The sequence below is a fragment of the Roseibium sp. AWQ4_254 genome (assembly GCF_056161025.1).
This window is the reverse complement of the sequence record NZ_JBSWYH010000013.1, coordinates 42,838-60,875: the sequence shown is the minus strand read 5'-3', so window position 1 is coordinate 60,875 and position 18,038 is coordinate 42,838. Positions and strand designations below refer to the sequence as shown.

Genomic DNA, 18,038 nt, shown 5'->3' with positions numbered 1-18,038 from the left:
GGCTCAACGCTGATCCTTGTTTCTTAAGCAGCGTGCTCGATGGCAGTGAACCGCGCCTTGGATTCATCACAGATATACTGCTCCGCCAGAGGATACGGAGCCCGGGCCAGCTCATCGACTGCCGCAATGATCCTGTCCCCCTTCTCCTCCGTCAGGAGAACCGAAAAATTGAGCCGGGTCCAGCCGGGCTTCTTCAGTTCTTCACCGGAAAGAATGCCTGCCCGCATGGCGTCGGACTGCTCCTGTCCGATCTTGAGCAGCCGGTGGGCATAGGGCCCGGCGCAAGCGCAGCCGCCCCTTGCCTGAACCCCATAGGCATCAGATAGCATTCTGGTGACCAGCTGCTGGTGGATATAGCCGCCCCGCTCCAGATCGCGCACCCGGAAGGAAAACACCGGCAGCACATGGCAGGCTTTTGGGTTTCCCATGAGTTCAATTGCCGGATTGGCGCTCCACACCGAAAGCGCCTTCTCCCGCCAGGCCGCATTTCGCTGGTCCATGACCTCCTGGCCGATAGCCTCCTTGACCAGAAACACCAGCGCCGCCCGGATATCACCGACCACATTGGGGGTGCCGGCCTCCTCCCGGGCGGCAATGTCCAGGCTGTAGTCATGGCCCCAGGGGGATACAAAGCGAACGGTGCCACCGCCCGGGAAAACCGGTGCGCTGCGGCAGACCGCCGCCTTGCGGACAATCATGATACCGGACGAGGCCGGGCCGCCAATGAATTTGTGCGGGGAGACGACCACCGCGTCTTTTTGTTCATCGGTTCCCTCGCGCATATCGATGGGAAGATACGGTCCGGAGCCCGCACAGTCCCAGACACTCAGCGCACCATAGGCTTTCAGAAGCCGTGTTACGGCCCGGTCATCAGTGACAATGCCGGTGACATTGGACATTTGCGAAAACGCGCCGATGACCAGCCGGGATGTCCCCGCCCCGCGCAGAACATTCTCCAGATCCTCCAGATCCGGACCGCCTGTTTCGTCTTCTGCAATCTCGACGACATCCGCCCCGCTCTCCCGCCAGGGCAGGATATCGGAGTGATGCTCATAGGGCCCGAGAATCACAAGGGGGGTCTCGCCGCGCCGGGCCGCATCGGCAACGCCCAGAAGATGTACAAGCCGGTTCAGGCCTGCCGTGGCCCCGGAGCCGCAAAAGACAGTGGCGTAGCCGTCCCCGGCACCGCAAATGCGGGCGATTTCCGTACGGGCCGCCGAACGCATCCGGGTCATGGCGCTGCCGCAAAAGGAGGCTTCCGTGTGGCTGTTGGCATAGACCGGCAGGATGTTCTCCAGAACGAAGTTCTCGATCTGGCGCAACGCGCGCCCGGAAGCCACATAGTCGGCATAGATCATTGGGTGATCACCGTGCGGGCTGGAAACAATCGCGCTCTCGCCGATCAGACCCTTGCGCAACCTGTCGGTCAAGCCGGGGCCTTTCAGACTGTCCTTGAAGAGGTCGAGCGCAGTTCCGGTGCTGTGGGGCATGGGTTTCTCCAGTATCATGACCACAATCATATGATCTTCAGACCGGGATCTTCCTTACCTTTCTCCTCGCAAATAGATCAAAAATTGCCTCTTATGATCTTATTTTGTCCAATTTTTCGATCAAATTAACATCTCAAATTTGACACTCGAATCCCTCTCCGCAGCTGCGGCCGGTCACCCCCCCCATCGAAAGCCCCTGCCCCCTTCCAATGCAGTGCGTCCAGCCGGAGGCCAGCGGGAAGCGGGGCCGGCCTGTCTGCCTCCCCGCTCTTGCCGGTCAGCGTCTGCGGTGGCCGCCCGCACGGCGCTTTGAGGCTCCGCCTCCCCCGCGGTTCGGACGCGCCTGCTGGGGCCGTGTGGCCTGAGGACGGGATCGCTGCACATTGCGCTGGCGGTTCACCTGCCGGTTCCCGGCGGATCTTGCCTTGCGGTCCCGGTTCAGATTCGCCGGAACCTGACGGGTCTGCTGGGCCGGTCGAGTCGCCGGTCTCTGGGCCGGTTTCTGAGCCTGGGGCCTTTGCAGGTTCGGGCGCTGGCCGGCGGGCACTTTGGTGGTCCCGCCCCCTGCGGGCCGGTTCAGGTTCGCTCTTTCGCCTGCTGGCCGCTCGCCGGGCCGCCCCACGGGTTTGCCCCGGTTCGTCTCCTGCTGGGATCTGAGCCGGTCGCCCGCAGGCCGGTTGGCCAAAGCGGCCCCGGCGCCAACTGCGGCACCCGCGCCCAGCGCAGCGCCCGCATCCAGACTGCCAAGACGGTCCTGAAGCGCCTCTTTGGAAGGCGCTGACACGTCATCCCAGCGGCCACCTTCAAATTTCTGCCAAGTCTCCCCGTCCCGCCGGTAGACCGAGCCGTCACGCCCGGCAAACACATCGCTGCGCCGGTCGAGGCTGGCGACACGGCCGAGATTGCCGTCCTGTTTCCAGCGCTGCGCGGCCCCGGCCTGAAGATCCCGGGTGCGCGCCCATTGCGGCCCCGACACGGCCGCCCCGCCCCAGGACCCGTAAATGCCCCTTGCCCCACCGGCGACGATCCGGTTGCCGGTGCGCGGATTATAAGCGGAGATGAACCCGGCGCTGCCGCGCGGCCCACTGATGGCGGCCCCGCGAATGTATCCTCCGGTGCGCGGATTGTAGATCCCGCCCCCGGCAATGCCCCGGCGCGGGCCATAGGCATAGCCATAGCGGCCATAGGTGCCCCGGACCGGATTATAAAAGGCACCAATGCCGTAGGTCACCGGACGGGGAAAATAGATCGGGCGCAGGCCCGGCCGGTACCAGGGCCGGTAATACCAGCCGCTGCCATAGACAAAGACTCCCCAGGCCAGAAAGCCGGTGAGATAGCCCATTGTGTAACCGTACCAGACCGCATTGGGTTCTGTTTCATACACCCGGACATAGGTCACATTATAGACCGGGGACGAGGGTGGGATCGTATAGATCTCGTCAGGCACGGACGTGGCAACCACGAAGGGCCCTTCCGGGCTGTCGCCAACAAACCAGACCCCGTTCTGAAGCACATAATATTTGGCGCCCACCTGGATGACTTGATCATTGGTGTTGACCGCATAGGACATGGACGTGCCTTTGATCGGCTCGAATTCCGGATCGCCCGCATAGGCGATATCCGCACTGACCGAGCCGACCTCCACCCGGGCCGTGGTTGGAATGCTGGCTTTCAGCCGGGCTTGCGCCGCCTCTGACGTGCCCGGGATCGACGCGCGCACCGAATAATAGGGCGCGTCTTCGGGAATGTTCTGAAAGTCGGAGGGCATATCCGGCGTGGTGAAGGTCCAGGGGCCCTCCAGCGAGGCGGATTTGAACCAGCGCCCAGACACCAGAATGTACCAGGTGGACGTGCTCTTGAGGAAAAAGACGTCGCTGTCCGTGTTGGAGGCCCATTCCAGATCCGTGCCTGCCACCGGCTCCAGCTCCGGTTTGCCTTCAAACACGATCATTTCCGCAGGCTTGTCCGAATAGATGACCTTGGGCGCCTTGTTGTCCGCAAAAGGCTGCGGCGGGATCGCGGCACGGGTTTCGGACCAGTTGTCATCATCGGGCAGTTTGGTGATCAGCGCGGGCAGATCGGTGACCGGCTCCCAGCCGGAGGCCACATCTTTGGTCTTGAGCCAGGACTTTTCGTCCCGAAGATAGAACTCCCCTGTGTCGTCGAGCTTGAGAATGTCCCAATTGGTGTTGACCACGAAGCTGAGTCCCTGATCCCCCTTGACCGGTGCCAGGATCGGCGTGCCTTCGGTCTGAACCAGAATGGCCGGATCGTTGGAGATGAAAATGGGCGGGGCGTCAGCATTCAGGCCGTCCACATCTTCCATGCGCTGATATTCCGCAAGGCCTGCGGTGATCCGGTCTTCTTTCACGGTCAAGGTGCCGGTGGGCATGATTTTGCCGACCTGCAAGGTCAGGTCCGTCAGTGACGCCCGGTCCAGGGATGAAAAATCGAGCTGGGTGACCTGCACATCGCTCACATAGACCTCCCCCTTGTCCGGATCGGCCACCGTGGCACCGCTCACGCCAATGACACCGAAAACCGGCTGGGCGTCCTTGTCTTTCAAATATTCTGATGCGACCAGCGCCTTCAGGGTTTTGAAATTGTCCCATTCGGTAAACTGGGGCTGATAGAGGATCAAGGTGGCGCCGCTACTGGTCTGGAAGGATCTCGGCCAGCCGGTCGTCTCTTCCGATTCACTCAATTGCAGATACTGGCCGCTCACAAAGCCGTTCTGGCCATTGTAGCTGATGCTGCACCAGGCACCGGTATCGTCGCAGTTTTCAAGCTCTACCTGCGCGCCATCCGGCAGCGTGCCCAGCGCCCCGAAGCCGGTGCCCGGCCCGGAGCGGAAATTGACCTTTGCCGTGGTGACGGCCGGGGCGGCCTGCAAGCCATTGACCAGGACGGTCTGGAAAATCAGTGCTGACGACAAAATCACCGAAACAAATCTGCGCATCTGGCCCTCCCAAAGGCGTCTCATGCAGTCTGGATCCCCCGAAACGCGGCCGGACCAGGCCGGGCTGCAACGCGGAACCCGTTTTCAAAGGACCTGGCATCTGAGCGCCTCTATAAGAGACGGCGCGATGCCCGGAAAATCTCATGTCCAGATTCTGCCGGTAAGCTGCGGACAAAGGGGCTCTCACATCCCCTGCCCGGTTTGCCTTCACAATACGGCACCTGGAAAAAAATTTACGTAAGGTTGTATTCGACTCACCATGACATAAATTTGGCAGGGCCTAAAGGTCGGGAGAAATCTATATTGGCCCATTGGAACAATACTCTGAAGAGGTGCCTGTCGGCGGCCGGTCTCGGCTTTGCCGCTGTCCTTTGCGTCCCCGCTGCCGCGGCAGCGGAAATCTTTTTCTGTGAAAGCACCCGGACCCCGCAGGGATCCGCCAAATACTGCAATTTCCTGCTCTTTGACAAAGGCTTCCAGCGGCACCGGCAGATTGTTGTCGCCCAGGGGGCCCGGCGCACATTTGCAGTCAATGGGCGCTATGACCTCTTCTGCGTTCTGGTGCAGAACCATACCGGTGTTCCCGACAACATTGCCTATCGCAAACAGCAATGCCGGAAGACGGATACGGGCCGGGAGTATAAGGCGCCCATCAGATCCTTGAACATGCGCCGGGGCCGTGACGCCTTCAGCACCGACGCCCCCCAGGTTGTCCGGCCAGCGGACCGCTGGTAACTTTCCCCCGTATATCGGGGTGGGCAGGCCTTCCAGTTTTTCGGGCGCCCCGGCTGGTCCAGCCGGGCGCGAGATCCATTCGGGCCCCACAGAACCCTGCGCTTAACAGGCCAGAGACGGCCGGGCACTGCGCGGGGCCAGAAGAACCGCCTGGCCGGAGCGCGCGGACTGCTGGGCGGCAAGGCCCATTTCCACCGCCCGGCTGCCATCGTCCAGAGTAACCTCCGGCCCGCTCAGCGCACCGCGCACCAGCGCAACGAAACGTTCATGCTGATAGAAGGTGGAGCCGTTATGGTCGCCTGCGTCCAGAAGCGCCGGGTCCACAGGCACCTCGAGGGTCTGCGGCCCTTTCGGCTGGCGCGGGGAAACAACCAGTTGGGCCACCGGCGGCGTACCCAGATGCTCCGGCCAGAACCGGCTGGGGCCCGGCACAAAGGCCTCGATCTTGCCTTCGGGCCCAACTGCAACGATCTCCTCCTGAAAACGGGAGCCCTCGGCAAACATGCACAGGTCAAGAAGGGCTCTGGAACCATTGTCGAAATCGACAATCACATAACCATTGTCCAGAATGTCCGGCTGTTCGCCGTCATAGCGCTCCTCCATGTGATTGGCATCCTGCCCGGCCGAGGCCATCACACGCACCGGTTCAGCCTTGATGATCAGGCGCATGAGATCGAAAAAATGGCAGCATTTCTCAACAAACGTGCCTCCCGAATACCGGTTGAACCGGTTCCACGCCCCGACTTTGTCCAGAAACGGAAACCGGTGCTCGCGGATGGTCAGCATTTTGATGCCACCGGTCGCCGTATCCACCTGCGCAGCCAGCGCCGCGATGACGGGCATGTAGCGGTATTCCATCGCCACCCAGACCGGCGCCGGATAGTCCGCACGGAAAGCTTCCAGCTCTGCAAGGTCTTTCGGATCCGTGAAAAGCGGTTTTTCGACCAGCAGCGGCAGGGGCCGCTTGCGGCGGATCTCCTGCATTTGCGGCACATGGCAATGGTTGGGGCTGGCGATCAAGATGCAATCCAGCACCTCTTCGTCCAGAAGCTCGGACACGGAAGCTGCAAACCGTGCATTCGGAACGATCTCCGCCGCCCTGGCCTTCATTCCGGCATCCGGCTCAAAAATCACGCTCACATCCGTATCGGGCAGAAGGGCGATATTGCGCAAATGCTCCTGGCCCATCATGCCGCAGCCGACAATTCCGTATCTCACCTTTGCAGGCATCAAAGTCTCCCTATGAACACGGGGTCTGCGCCCCGTCTATTTCAAGCGCTGAACGTAATGTGCCCTGGCCGTATCGAACCAGGTGCGCGAATATTCGACCGGCTGCGGGCGGTCCGCCCAGCTGAACCGTTCGATGAACCCTGTCAGGGTGCCGGGCTCGAGCGGGAACACGTCCGGGGCCCAGCCCGGCACCCCTGCAACCGTGACCCGGTCTTCCGCCCGGACGATCCAGAAGCCCAGATGCTTCTGGTAGTAGCGGTAAAGGGAATCCGACAGGAGGTCCCGGCTCACCGTTCCGGCGTCACCATCCAGCCAGATCTCTTCCACCGCGATCATGACATCATTGAGATATCTGAGGCGGCGGATACGCGTTGCCTCCGCACTGGTGCCGAATGCCGGCAGATCAGCCGGTTTGGCAGTTCGTCCGGCGCTTAAGACATCTGCGCGCGGCAGGCCGCCCCCTGTGAGCAGCTCCAGACGAAACATGGCATAGATGCTGTCCTGGGCGCCGCCCTGGCGTATGTAGTTTCCCGACCCCTGAACCCGCTCCAGTAAGCCTTTTTCCGTAAGGTCTGCCAAGGCCTTGCGCAGGGTACCGATGGAGATTCCCAGCTCATCGGCCATGTCCCGCTCCGGCGGCAGGCGTTCACCGTCTATCAACCGCCCGGCCGCGATATCCCGGATCAGAAGCTCGCTGATCTGCAGGTACAAAGGCAGCGCATTGGACGATTGCGGAGACGAGGACATGGGGCTTGCGGTGACCGGCCTTGGACAAATTGATACACTATTGATTTACATCAATGCGGATGATAAGCAAGATTAAATCGACGGTAAAGTGAACCCGTCCGAAAACAAACGAAACCAGGGAGCCCCTTCATGACAATCGTCCCAGTGACCTCGCCGGATCTCGAGGCCGCGGAAGTATCCTGGTTTTCCGCGCTGTGCTCCGACGACTATCAGTTTCTGGGCGTCCCTGAAGGCGATCTGCGCTCGTCCTGGGAGCATTGCTCGGACATTGTGAAGACCGCTGAAGAGCAAGGGTTCCGCAACATCCTGTGCCCCTCCTCCTATCAGGTGGGCCAGGACACCTTGTCCTTTGTGGCCGGGTGCGCCCCGATCACCGACAAGATCAATCTTCTGGCAGCCGTGCGCTGCGGCGAGATGCAGCCGATCATGCTGGCGCGCACCATCGCGACCCTCGATCACATGCTGAAAGGCCGCCTGACAGTCAATATCATTTCCTCAGATTTTCCGGGCGAACAGGCGGACAGCAGCTACCGCTACCAGCGCTCGCGCGAGGTGGTTGAAATTCTCAAACAGGCCTGGACCCGTGACGAGATCAACTATGAAGGCGAGATCTATACCTTCAAGGACCTGACCACAGATCCCGCCCGCCCCTATCAGACCGGCGGCCCGCTGCTCTATTTTGGCGGCTACTCCCCGGCCGCTCTGGAGCTGTGCGGCCAGCATTGCGACGTCTATCTGATGTGGCCGGAAAAGGTGGAAGAGCTGGAAGGCCGCATGAAGGCGGTGAATGCGGTGGCTGAACGCTATGGCCGCACCCTCGATTACGGCCTTCGGGTTCACATGATCGTGCGAGACACCGAACAGGAAGCCCGGGAATATGCCGACTACATCATCTCCAAGCTGGAGGACGACCGGGGCACGGCCATCCGCGAACGGGCGCTGGATGCCAAGTCCCTGGGGGTGAGCCATCAGGCCAAGAACCGTGACATTGCCGATGAGTTTGGCTATATCGAGCCGCATCTTTGGACCGGTGTCGGCCGGGCCCGCTCCGGCTGCGGCGCCGCCCTGGTCGGCTCTACCGATCAGATCATGTCCAAGATCGAGGCCTATCAGAAGATGGGCATCCGCGCCTTCATCTTCTCCGGCTATCCGCATCTGGAAGAGGCAAAACACTTCGGCGCGCGCGTTTTGCCGAACCTGAAGACCTGCTCGCTTCCCCACGAATACGGCCGCGTTCCGGCCGCCCCCCCTGCAACCCCGCTTGGCAATGGAGTCCGCCGCTGATGCAGCGCGTATCGCTTTCCGAAACCCTCACCTTTTCGCGTCTGATTTATGGCATGTGGCGTCTGGGGGATGATACGGACACCTCACCCGCCCATGTGGAGCGTAAGATCCAGCTGTGCCTGGACCAGGGCATTACCACTTTCGACCAGGCTGACATTTATGGCGGCTATGCGGCAGAAGCCGTGCTGGGCGGCGCGCTCAAGGCCAACCCGGCCCTGCGCCAGAAAATGGAAATCGTCACCAAATGCGACATTGTCGCCCCTGCCGGACGCTATGCGGCGGCGAAGGTGAAACATTACGACACCAGCCGGGCGCATATTGAAAAGTCGGTCGACCTGTCCTTGAGCGAAATGGGCATCGAGACCATTGATCTCCTGCTCATTCACCGGCCCGATCCGCTCATGGACCACCTGGAAACGGGCTCGGCTCTGGATGATCTGGTGGCAAGCGGCAAGGTGCGCGCCGTTGGCGTCTCCAATTTCCGCCCTTGGGACTGGGAGCTGCTGCAATCGGCCATGACGACCAAGCTGCTCACCAACCAGATTGAGATTTCGCTCGCCGAAATTTCGCCCTTCACCAATGGCGATCTGGCCTTCCACCAGCGCCTTGGCACCAAACTGATGGCCTGGTCGCCGCTTGGCGGCGGTTCGCTGATGTCGGAAGACGGCAAACTGGGCGCAGTTCTTGACGAGATCGCCGAAGGGGCCGGTGTCGACCGCTCTGCCGTCGCCATCGCCTTCCTGCTGGCCCATCCGGCCGGGCTTCTGCCGGTTATGGGGACCAACACCCTTGAGCGGATCGCGCGGATATCCGACGCGCTGAGCGTCACCCTGGACCGTGAGACCTGGTACCGGCTCTATGAAGCTGCCCTTGGAACCGAGGTGCCCTGATGACCATGCAAAATGCCAATCATCCTGTGACTTTCTCGCCGGATGCGGACAATACCCGCCTCCTGCGCGATGCCTTCGGCCGGTTCGCAACCGGTGTGACCATTGTCACCACCAGCTCCGAAGACGGGCCGGTCGGTATTACCGCCAACAGCTTTTCCTCCGTCTCCCTGGACCCGCCGCTGGTTCTGTGGATGCCGGACAAGGGCTCGCGCCGGTTCCGCTACTTTGAAACCGCCGAACACTATGCCATTCATGTGCTCAGCCATCATCAAGCGGAAGTGTGCAACGGCTTTGTCCGCAATGCCCACGCCTTTGACCAGCTGCCGCACCGGATCGATGACCGGGGTGTCCCGCTGATCGATCACTGCCTGGCGCGGTTTGAATGCAAGCGCTTTGCAGCCTATGAAGGGGGTGATCACCTGATTGTTCTGGGACAGGTGCTGAAGGCAGAAATGCGCCATGGGGAGGCGCTGACTTTTTTTGCGGGCAAATTGGGGCAAATCGCTCCAGAATAGGGGCAAAACCATACAGCGGGACAGACCCTGTCCCGGCGATAATAATATTCTGGGAGGAAGCCCGAATGGGGGCATTGCTGGCGGTTCTTACACCGCTCGCCTTTGTTAATACGCAGCTTTTGCGTCTTGGGCGTGCCATCGGCATCGTGGCCGTGGCCTTGATGGTGGCAGCCATTCTGGTGCAGGTCGTCTTCCGCTATGCGCTGAACAACGCCCTGCCCTGGCCCGATGAAGCGGCCCGCTTCTGCATGTTGTGGATGGCCGGCTTGATGGCCCCGACCGCCTTCCGGCGCGGCGGGTTTGTCGCCATCGACATGTTCGGCCAGGCCCTGCCTCATTTTCTGGGACAAGTGCTGTCGCTGCTCCTCCTTGCCCTCTCGCTTCTGGTTCTGGTGATCGCCATTCAGATCGGTTACGGCGAAGTCACCGGCTTTGGCGGCAAATTCGCCACCGCCTCCCTTTATGTGCCCGGCAACCTGACCCTGACGGAGTGGATCCGGGTGCCCCGCAGCTGGATGATGATGTCGCTGTTTCTCGGGGTCTGCCTGCTGACGCTGGTCAATATCGAACTGATACTGCGCAGCGTGATTTCCCTTGTTGGCGGCGCGGGCCGCCTGCCAGACATTCCCGATACGGACATGGCGGGGGCGGACTGATGCTGATCTGGTTCCTGCCCGTCTTTCTGATCTTCCTGATGATCGGCCTGCCGGTTTTTTTCGGCCTCTTGGCCGCCCCTGGCCTGTTGTTGTGGCTGAACGGTCAGGAACGGGACATCACGCTTCTTTATCGCAACGTCTACAATGGGATGGATAGTTTTCCTCTCATGGCGATTCCGTTTTTCATGCTCGCGGGCGAGCTGATGAACAAGGGCGGTATCACCTTGCGCCTGGTGGAATTTTCCCAGGCGTTGATGGGCCATCTGCGGGGCGGACTGGCCCATGTGAACATCCTGTCCTCGATGCTGTTCGCCGGCCTGTCCGGGTCTGCGGTGGCCGACACCTCGGCGCTCGGCTCCATGCTGATCCCGGCCATGGAAAAACAGGGCTACACCCGCCGGTTTGCCGCTGCCGTCACCGCCGCCTCCTCTGTCATCGGACCGATCATTCCGCCCTCAGGCATCATGATCATCTATGCCTATGTGATGGGGGAAAGCGTGGCGGCGCTGTTCCTGGCCGGGATCGTACCCGGTGTCATGGTTGGCGTCGGGCTGATGCTGATGGTCCGGCTGATGGCGGACAAATACGACCTGCCCAAGGCCCAGCGCATCGTCAATCCGGGGCAGACCATCGCGCCGGTGGAACACTGGTTCTCATTCGTGCTTTTGCGTCTGAACCTTGCCATGCTGGCCAGTTTCGCAGCCAGCTTTACGGCAAGCAAATTGGGGTATGACGCCTTTTCCACACCTGTGACCCTGCTTCTCTTCGCCGTGATGATGGGGCTGTCCCATGTCTTGCTCCTGGGCCTGCGCGGCACTGTGTCCAGCGATTTCCGCATGGTCTGCAAAAAGGCGGTTGCCCCGCTTCAGACCCCGATCATCATTCTCGGCGGCATTCTTTTAGGCGTCTTCACGCCGACAGAAGCTGCGGCCGTGGCCGTGGCCTATGCGCTGATTATCGGTTTCTTCGTGCTCCATTCCATCAAGATGGACGAGCTGCCCGGCGTGCTCAGCCGGGCGGGCATCACCTCCGCGGTTGTCCTGCTGCTGGTCGGGGCGGCGATGGCCTTCAAGACCGTTGTCAGCCTCAGCCATGCGCCGGAAATCATGGCCGATTTTGTGCTGTCCCTGTCCAACAACCCTCTGATCCTGCTGCTGCTGATCAACCTGCTCCTGTTTGTCGTGGGCATGTTTCTGGATGCGGGGCCTGCGATCATCATTCTGGGACCGATCCTAGGGCCCATCTTCACATCCATGGGCGTTGATCCCATTCACTTTGCCATCATCATGAGCGTGAACCTGACCATCGGTCTGGCGACCCCGCCCATGGGGCTGGTGCTTTTTGTTGCCGCGTCGGTTTCACGCGAACGTGTGGAAACCATCGCCAAAGCCATCCTGCCGTTCCTGGCGGTGGAGATAGTGGTGATCTTCCTGATCACTTATTTTCCGGCACTTTCGATGACGATCCCCCGTCTCACCGGATTTGCCAACTGATCTTGAGCGAATAATGGGAGGTACCTGATGCTCAAATCTGCCCTTAAGACCTTTACCGTCGCGGCCATGCTCGCCGGTTCGGCCCTCAGCGCCGCAGCCGCCGACTACACGCTGCGCGCAACGGCCAATTCCAACGAAAACGACGAGGACTATGACGGCCTGGTCGTGTTCAAGAATTTCGTCGAATCCGCCTCTAACGGCGCTATCGAGGTGGAACTCTTCATCGGCACCCAGTTGTGCTCCAATGGCGCTGAGTGCCTGCAAGGGGTCGCTGGTGGTGCCATCGACATCTACATCTCCACCTCCGGCGGGGCGTCCGGCATCTTCCCCTATGTTCAGGTTCTCGACCTGCCTTACATGATGTCCGACGACCGGATTGCCGAGCATGTCCTGTCGGGTGAATTCGCCCGTACCATGCGCACCATGGCCCTGGAAGACAGCGACAACACCATCCGCCTGATGACCATCGGCAACACCGGCGGCTGGCGGAACTTTGCCAACACCAAGCGGCGTATCGCCAATCCCTCCGACATGGAAGGCTTGAAGATCCGCACGGTGGTCGCCGACCTGCCACAGGAACTGGTCAAGGCTCTTGGCGCGTCCCCGACCCCGATCCCGTGGCCTGAGCTGTTCACCTCCTTCCAGACCGGCGTCGTGGAGGGCTCCAAGAACGGCATCACCGACATCATGAGCATGAAGTTCCCGGATGCGGGCCTGCAATATGTCACCCTGGACGGCCACGCCTATATGGGCGCTCTGTGGTGGATGAACAATGAGAGGTTCCTGTCCATGCCGGAAGATTTGCGCCGGGTGGTGGTCGATGGCTTCTATGCCCTGCAGCAGGCAACCTTCGCCTCGCCGAAGCGCAAATCCATCAAGGCCTATGAGGATTTCGTGGCCGGGGGCGGTGATCTTTATGTTCCGACCCCGGAACAGAAAGCCGCTTTCAAGGAAGCCGCCTCCCCGGTCTATGACTGGTTCAAGTCCAATGTGACCCGGGGCGACGAGATCTTCGGCGCACTGGAGGCAGCCGTTCAGGAAGCGGAAACTGCCGTCAACGGAGCACGCAACGCCGACCTGAACTAGGCTTATACACACAGGCATGTCCGGCCAAGGCCGGGCATGCCCACCGGTTTTCCTGCACACTTTTGGCCCGGAACACTGCATCGCGCACTGGCACCAAGACCTGAGACGACATCCAGCGCCTGGAGGCTCGCCCCTCCCGGGCAGAAGCGCCGGGTTTCCACTCACGCGGTTTCAGGACGGGACGGCCGCACAGGGCCCATGAACCCTACCGGAACGGATACATCCAGACCTTGTAATCATCGACCAGGATATGCGCTTTTTCGATTTCATCCGGGGTCATTTTCTTGACCACTTCCTCAAGGGAGATTGCCGCATCGGGATCGCCGCCGATGGCGGAGAGCGTGTACCACATATAGGCCCGCACCAGATCCGGCGCGGGCACCCCCCGGCCGATTTCGTAATACCAGCCGATCCCGGACTGGGCGCCCGGATGCCCCTTCATGGCACTTCTGAGATACCATTCAAAAGCCCGCTGATCGTCCCGCTCCACGCCGAGCCCCATGGCATAAAGAACGCCGATCAGTTCCTCCGCATCCGCATTGCCGGACCGGGCCGCAGGCCACAATTCGGTCATTGCCTCTTCAAAGCGGCCCGCCTCCATCAGATCGCGCGCCTCTTCGATGTCCGCTGTGGCAGGACCGCTCAAAAGCCCCACAAGCAGGGCCAGGCTCAGACCAAACTTCCGGCAGCCCGCAAACAGGGCGGTGTGATATGGTTTGGGTTTCACGTCGTCTGGCTCCCCCTGATCGCCCTGATCTCCTCCCCGGCCCTTGCCGCCGGTCTACCCGAGCCGCTCACCACTGATGACTTCATTTTAGCCGACCGGAAACAGGCAGCGCTCGGACAGCTTCTCTTTTACGACAGGATCCTGTCCGGCAACAGGAATATTGCCTGCGCCACCTGCCACCATCCCGCATTTGGCACCAGCGACGGCCTGTCCCTCGGCATTGGCGAAGGCGGGATTGGCCTGGGGCCTCAGCGCAGCGCCCTGGTGGCGGAGAACCGGATTAAGAAACGGATTCCGCGAAATGCGCCAGGTCTTTGGAATATTGGCGCAAAATCCATCCGGACCATGTTCCACGATGGCCGCCTGTCGCTCTCCGACGTCTATGGCAACGGCTTCAATTCCCCGGCCGAAGAGTGGCTGCCGGACGGGCTGCCCTCGCTTCTGGCGGCCCAAGCGCTCTTTCCCCTGGTGGCCCAGTTTGAAATGGCGGGAAACCCGAAGGAAAACGAGATTGCCGGGGCCATCCATGACCGCATAGATGCCGCTTGGCCGATCCTGGCGAAACGGGTGCGCATCCTGCCCGGATATGGCCGGAGATTTGTCGAGGCGTTCGAGCATATCAAAGCCCCCGAAGAGGTTACTATTGTAGAGATCGCGGCGGCTCTTGCGGCCTTCCAGACCCTGGAATGGACGAGTTACGACAGCCCGTTCGACCGATATCTTGCCGGAGACACAGCCGCGCTGACTTCGCAGCAACAGCGCGGTCTTGATCTTTTCTACGGCAAGGCCGGGTGTGTCTCGTGCCATTCGGGCCAGCTCCTGAGCGATCAGAAATTCCACGCCCTTGGCCTGCCGCCTTTCGGCCCCGGCCGCACCCGCCGGTTTGACCCGGTGGTGCGCGATGTGGGCCGGATGGGGGAAAGCGACCGGCTGGAGGACGCCTACCGGTTCCGCACCCCCATGCTGCGCAATGTCGAATTGACAGCCCCCTATGGCCATAACGGCGCTTATTCCACCCTGGAGGGCATCGTGCGCCACCATCTGGCCCCCGGCGCGATGCGGGCCGCCTGGCAGCCTGCCACGGCCAATCTTCCCAGTGCCCCCTGGCTGGAGGCCATTGATTTTATCGTCTGGTCAGACAGGCGGGAACTGGCCCGTCAGGCCCGTTTTCAGGACCTCACGCCCGTGGACCTTGCCGACGCGGATGTGGCCGCCCTCGTTGCCTTTTTGAAAGCCCTGACCGGAACCCGTTCCGTGACCTCCCCTCCTTTCGGCATACCCGACCGGGTTCCAAGCGGTCTGCCAGTCGACAGATAGAAAGCAACAGGATTTTTCATGAACATGCCTTTGAAGGACCGCGCCAGCCAGCTGTTTCCCGGCATTGCCATTGCCGGGCTCGTTGCCATTTCCGCACAGTTTCTCAATGAGCACTACGGCGCACCGTCCATGCTGATGGCGATCCTGCTTGGCATGCCGCTCAATTTCCTGTCCGAGGAACACCGCACTTCGGAGGGGATCGCCTTTTCCGCCAAGGTGCTGCTTCGGGTGGGGGTGGCCCTTCTGGGCGTGCGCATCAGCGTTGAAATGGTCCAGTCCCTCGGCCTGCCCTTCCTGCTTCTGGTGGTGCTGGGTGTGCTCGCCACAATCGGCTTTTCCCTTCTGATCGGCCGCCTGTTCGGCAAGGATCGGCTGTTTTCCTTCCTGTCTGGCGGCGCGGTTGCCATTTGCGGCGCGTCGGCGGCCATGGCGATCGGTTCGATCCTGCCCAAACGCGAACATGCGGAACGGGACCTGGCTTTCACCGTCATCACCGTGACCGTCCTGTCCACCCTGGCAATGATTTTCTATCCGATTCTGACCGGCGCGCTCGGTCTCACGCCGGATCAGACCGGCGTTTTTCTGGGGGGGACCATTCACGATGTCGCCCAGGTGGTCGGCGCCGGGTTTTCCGTCTCCGAGGAAACCGGCGACCTGTCCACCCTGGTCAAGCTGATCCGGGTAACCATGCTGGCCCCGATTGTGCTGGTTGCCGCGCTGATCCTGCGCAAGAGCTCTGAGCCCGGCGCGGCCCGGCCGCCAATCATGCCCGGCTTTGTTGTGGCGTTTTTGATCCTGGCGGGACTCAATTCCTTTGGCCTCATCCCCGGGGCGGTCAAGGATCTGGCCAGCCACGTTTCCCGCTGGGCGCTTCTGGCCGCCATTGCCGCCGTCGGCATGAAAACCTCAATCCCGAAACTTCTGGATGTCGGCGGCCCGGCCATCTGGATGCTGGTCACCCAGACTGCATTCCTGGCGCTTTTCGTCCTCGGCGGCATCTGGTTGATCGGGTAGGATGGCCGCAAGCCCGGCACGCTGCGCGCCCCGGCCTGTGCGCCGGGGCCACATCCAGGCCGTCCAGGGGGCCCGGATCTCCGCTGCAGTGCGTCCGGGACGGCACCTTTGAGAAGACGTATAGGAAAGAACAGCCTCCGGCAGAGACAACAGGATCTGGACTGCCTAAGGGTCTCAAAACAGGCTTCGAACTGCGGTTTTCGGTCTGAAACCCCAAGCGGGGCTTTTCTTGATCCCTTGAGTATGAAATATAGCGGCGGTCCCTGGAGCGGGACGCCCCAGCGAGCCTGTGGCCACAGCCTGACGGCCTCCTGCCCTGGCAGCCACTTTATCGAAAGCGTTCGGATGAAAAGCTACATCACAACCCCGATCTACTACGTCAACGGTTCTCCGCATATTGGCCACGCGTTCACATCGATCATGGCTGATATCCTGAAGCGCAACCGGCAGGCAATGGGGTATGAGATGATGCTGTCCACCGGCGTGGACGAGCATGGCCAGAAGAATCAGGAAGCTGCGGCGGATCTCGGCATGCCGGTCGGGGACTATCTCGACATGCGCTGCAAGGAATTCCGGGATGTGTTTGAACAGCTTGGCGTCGAATTCGATTATTTCGTGCGCACCAGCCGGGAGGGCCACAAGACGGCCGTCGCGGAGCTGGAGCAACGTATCTTCGACAAGGGCCTGATCGTCAAGAAGCAATATACCGGCATCTATTGCAAGGGCTGTGAGGAGTTCAAGAAAGAGAGCGACCTCACCGAGGACGGGCAATGCCCGCTGCATCCGACCATGAAGGTGGAGCAGACGGACGAGACCAACTACTTCCTGCAAATGGAACCGTTCCGGCAGCAGCTTCTGGATCATATCGCGGCAAACCCGGATTTCGTGCAGCCCGAGCCCTTCCGCAACGAGCTGACAAAAATGCTCGCCGAACCGCTGGACGATCTGTGCATCTCCCGGCCGAAATCCCGCGTGACCCTCGGGGTGGACCTGCCGTTTGATCCCGAATTCGTCACCTATGTGTGGTTCGATGCACTCGCCAACTACCTGACCAATATCGGCTGGCCAGACGACGGCTATCAGGACTGGTGGGCCGCCTGTGAACATATGATCGGCAAGGACATCTTGAAGCCGCACGGGGTCTACTGGCCCCTGATGCTGATGGCTGCCGGACTGCCTCTGCCGAAAAAGCTCTCCGTACACAGCCACTGGGTCGGGGCCGGCGGGGTGAAAATGTCGAAATCCATCGGCAATGTGGTCGATCCGATCGAGGTCATGGACAAGCTCGGCGTGGATGCCCTGCGCTGGTATCTGGCCCGCCACATGCGCGCGGACAGCGACAGCCAGATTTCGGTCGAGCTGATCACCCAGACCTATAACAGCGAGCTGGGCAACAAGATCGGTAACCTGCTGTCGCGGGTCGCCAAGTTCTCCAACAAGAATTTCGGCGGCAAGGTTCCGGCGCCCGGACCACTGAGCGCGGAGGACGAGGCCTTGCGCAAGTCAGTCGTCGAGGCGACCTCCGGCTTCAGCCGCTGGATCGACCTTCAGGACATTCCGGCGCATAGCCAGGCCATCGTGACGCTCGCGGAAGAGATGAATGAGTACATCGACAAGCAGGCGCCGTGGACGCTGTTCAAGAGCGAAGACACCCGAGAGCGCTGCCAGACGGTGATCTACGTGACCCTCGATTGTCTGCGCGTGATCATGGAGGCACTGCAGCAGGTCATTCCCGGCTCCGCAGACCGGGCGCTCACCATGCTGAACGCACCTGTCGTGGCCTCTCCGTGGGGCCCGGAACTGGACCGCCTTGAAGGCGGCCAGGCGCTTGGCGAGATTGAAAACCTCTTCCCCCGGGTCCAGTAACCGGGCGCGTTTGACGGCCAAAAGAAGCC

15 protein-coding genes are annotated in these 18,038 nt (G+C 61.2%); 10 read left to right on the top strand and 5 right to left on the bottom strand.

Annotated features, from left to right (window positions below; genetic code table 11):
• Window positions 1-23: 23 nt before the first annotated feature.
• Window positions 24-1,490, bottom strand: a complete 1,467-nt coding sequence (locus ACXAIC_RS11790) for an aminotransferase class V-fold PLP-dependent enzyme (RefSeq protein WP_475178504.1) — start codon at window positions 1,488-1,490, stop codon at window positions 24-26.
• Window positions 1,491-1,767: 277 nt separating this feature from the next.
• Window positions 1,768-4,449, bottom strand: coding sequence for an SH3 domain-containing protein (locus tag ACXAIC_RS11785; RefSeq protein WP_475178500.1), 2,682 nt, complete (start codon window positions 4,447-4,449; stop codon window positions 1,768-1,770).
• 303 nt (window positions 4,450-4,752) lie between these two features.
• Between ACXAIC_RS11785 and ACXAIC_RS11780 the strand changes: the two genes are divergently transcribed.
• Complete coding sequence (locus ACXAIC_RS11780; protein ID WP_475178497.1) at window positions 4,753-5,184, top strand: hypothetical protein; 432 nt, start codon at window positions 4,753-4,755, stop codon at window positions 5,182-5,184.
• Between the two features lie 102 nt (window positions 5,185-5,286).
• Here ACXAIC_RS11780 and ACXAIC_RS11775 read toward each other — a convergent pair whose 3' ends face one another.
• Window positions 5,287-6,414, bottom strand: a complete 1,128-nt coding sequence (locus ACXAIC_RS11775) for a Gfo/Idh/MocA family protein (RefSeq protein WP_475178495.1) — start codon at window positions 6,412-6,414, stop codon at window positions 5,287-5,289.
• 36 nt (window positions 6,415-6,450) lie between these two features.
• Window positions 6,451-7,161 (bottom strand): GntR family transcriptional regulator, encoded by a 711-nt coding sequence (locus tag ACXAIC_RS11770; protein ID WP_475178492.1) that lies wholly within the window; start codon window positions 7,159-7,161, stop codon window positions 6,451-6,453.
• Between the two features lie 129 nt (window positions 7,162-7,290).
• On the opposite strand from ACXAIC_RS11770, the gene ACXAIC_RS11765 reads away from it, so the two are divergent.
• From ACXAIC_RS11765 to ACXAIC_RS11740, 6 genes are all read left to right on the top strand, one after another.
• Complete coding sequence (locus ACXAIC_RS11765) at window positions 7,291-8,445, top strand: LLM class flavin-dependent oxidoreductase (RefSeq protein ID WP_475178490.1); 1,155 nt, start codon at window positions 7,291-7,293, stop codon at window positions 8,443-8,445.
• Window positions 8,445-9,335 carry an aldo/keto reductase gene (locus ACXAIC_RS11760; RefSeq protein WP_475178488.1) on the top strand — a complete coding sequence of 297 codons (891 nt, stop codon included), beginning with the start codon at window positions 8,445-8,447 and terminating at the stop codon, window positions 9,333-9,335. Before ACXAIC_RS11765 ends, ACXAIC_RS11760 begins: the two co-directional genes overlap by 1 nt.
• Entirely contained in the window at window positions 9,335-9,850 is a 516-nt protein-coding gene (locus ACXAIC_RS11755; RefSeq protein ID WP_475178486.1) for a flavin reductase family protein, read from the top strand. The genes ACXAIC_RS11760 and ACXAIC_RS11755 overlap by 1 nt, the downstream gene beginning before the upstream one ends.
• 65 nt (window positions 9,851-9,915) lie before the next feature.
• Complete coding sequence (locus ACXAIC_RS11750; RefSeq protein ID WP_475178482.1) at window positions 9,916-10,506, top strand: TRAP transporter small permease; 591 nt, start codon at window positions 9,916-9,918, stop codon at window positions 10,504-10,506.
• Window positions 10,506-11,999, top strand: a complete 1,494-nt coding sequence (locus tag ACXAIC_RS11745) for a TRAP transporter large permease (RefSeq protein WP_475178480.1) — start codon at window positions 10,506-10,508, stop codon at window positions 11,997-11,999. Before ACXAIC_RS11750 ends, ACXAIC_RS11745 begins: the two co-directional genes overlap by 1 nt.
• A 27-nt stretch (window positions 12,000-12,026) precedes the next feature.
• Window positions 12,027-13,085, top strand: a complete 1,059-nt coding sequence (locus ACXAIC_RS11740; RefSeq protein WP_475178477.1) for a TRAP transporter substrate-binding protein — start codon at window positions 12,027-12,029, stop codon at window positions 13,083-13,085.
• A gap of 205 nt (window positions 13,086-13,290) precedes the next feature.
• On the opposite strand, the gene ACXAIC_RS11735 is transcribed toward ACXAIC_RS11740, so the two are convergent.
• Complete coding sequence (locus tag ACXAIC_RS11735) at window positions 13,291-13,812, bottom strand: tetratricopeptide repeat protein (protein WP_475178475.1); 522 nt, start codon at window positions 13,810-13,812, stop codon at window positions 13,291-13,293.
• On the opposite strand from ACXAIC_RS11735, the gene ACXAIC_RS11730 reads away from it, so the two are divergent.
• The 3 genes from ACXAIC_RS11730 to metG all read left to right on the top strand — a co-directional run bounded on the left by ACXAIC_RS11730 (window position 13,792) and on the right by metG (window position 18,009).
• Complete coding sequence (locus ACXAIC_RS11730; RefSeq protein ID WP_475178473.1) at window positions 13,792-15,129, top strand: cytochrome-c peroxidase; 1,338 nt, start codon at window positions 13,792-13,794, stop codon at window positions 15,127-15,129. The genes ACXAIC_RS11735 and ACXAIC_RS11730 overlap by 21 nt on opposite strands.
• Before the next feature lie 24 nt (window positions 15,130-15,153).
• On the top strand, window positions 15,154-16,143 hold the full coding sequence (locus ACXAIC_RS11725) for a YeiH family protein (protein ID WP_475178785.1): 990 nt from the start codon (window positions 15,154-15,156) through the stop codon (window positions 16,141-16,143).
• 345 nt (window positions 16,144-16,488) lie between these two features.
• Entirely contained in the window at window positions 16,489-18,009 is a 1,521-nt protein-coding gene (gene metG / locus ACXAIC_RS11720; RefSeq protein WP_475178469.1) for a methionine--tRNA ligase, read from the top strand.
• Window positions 18,010-18,038: the final 29 nt, after the last annotated feature.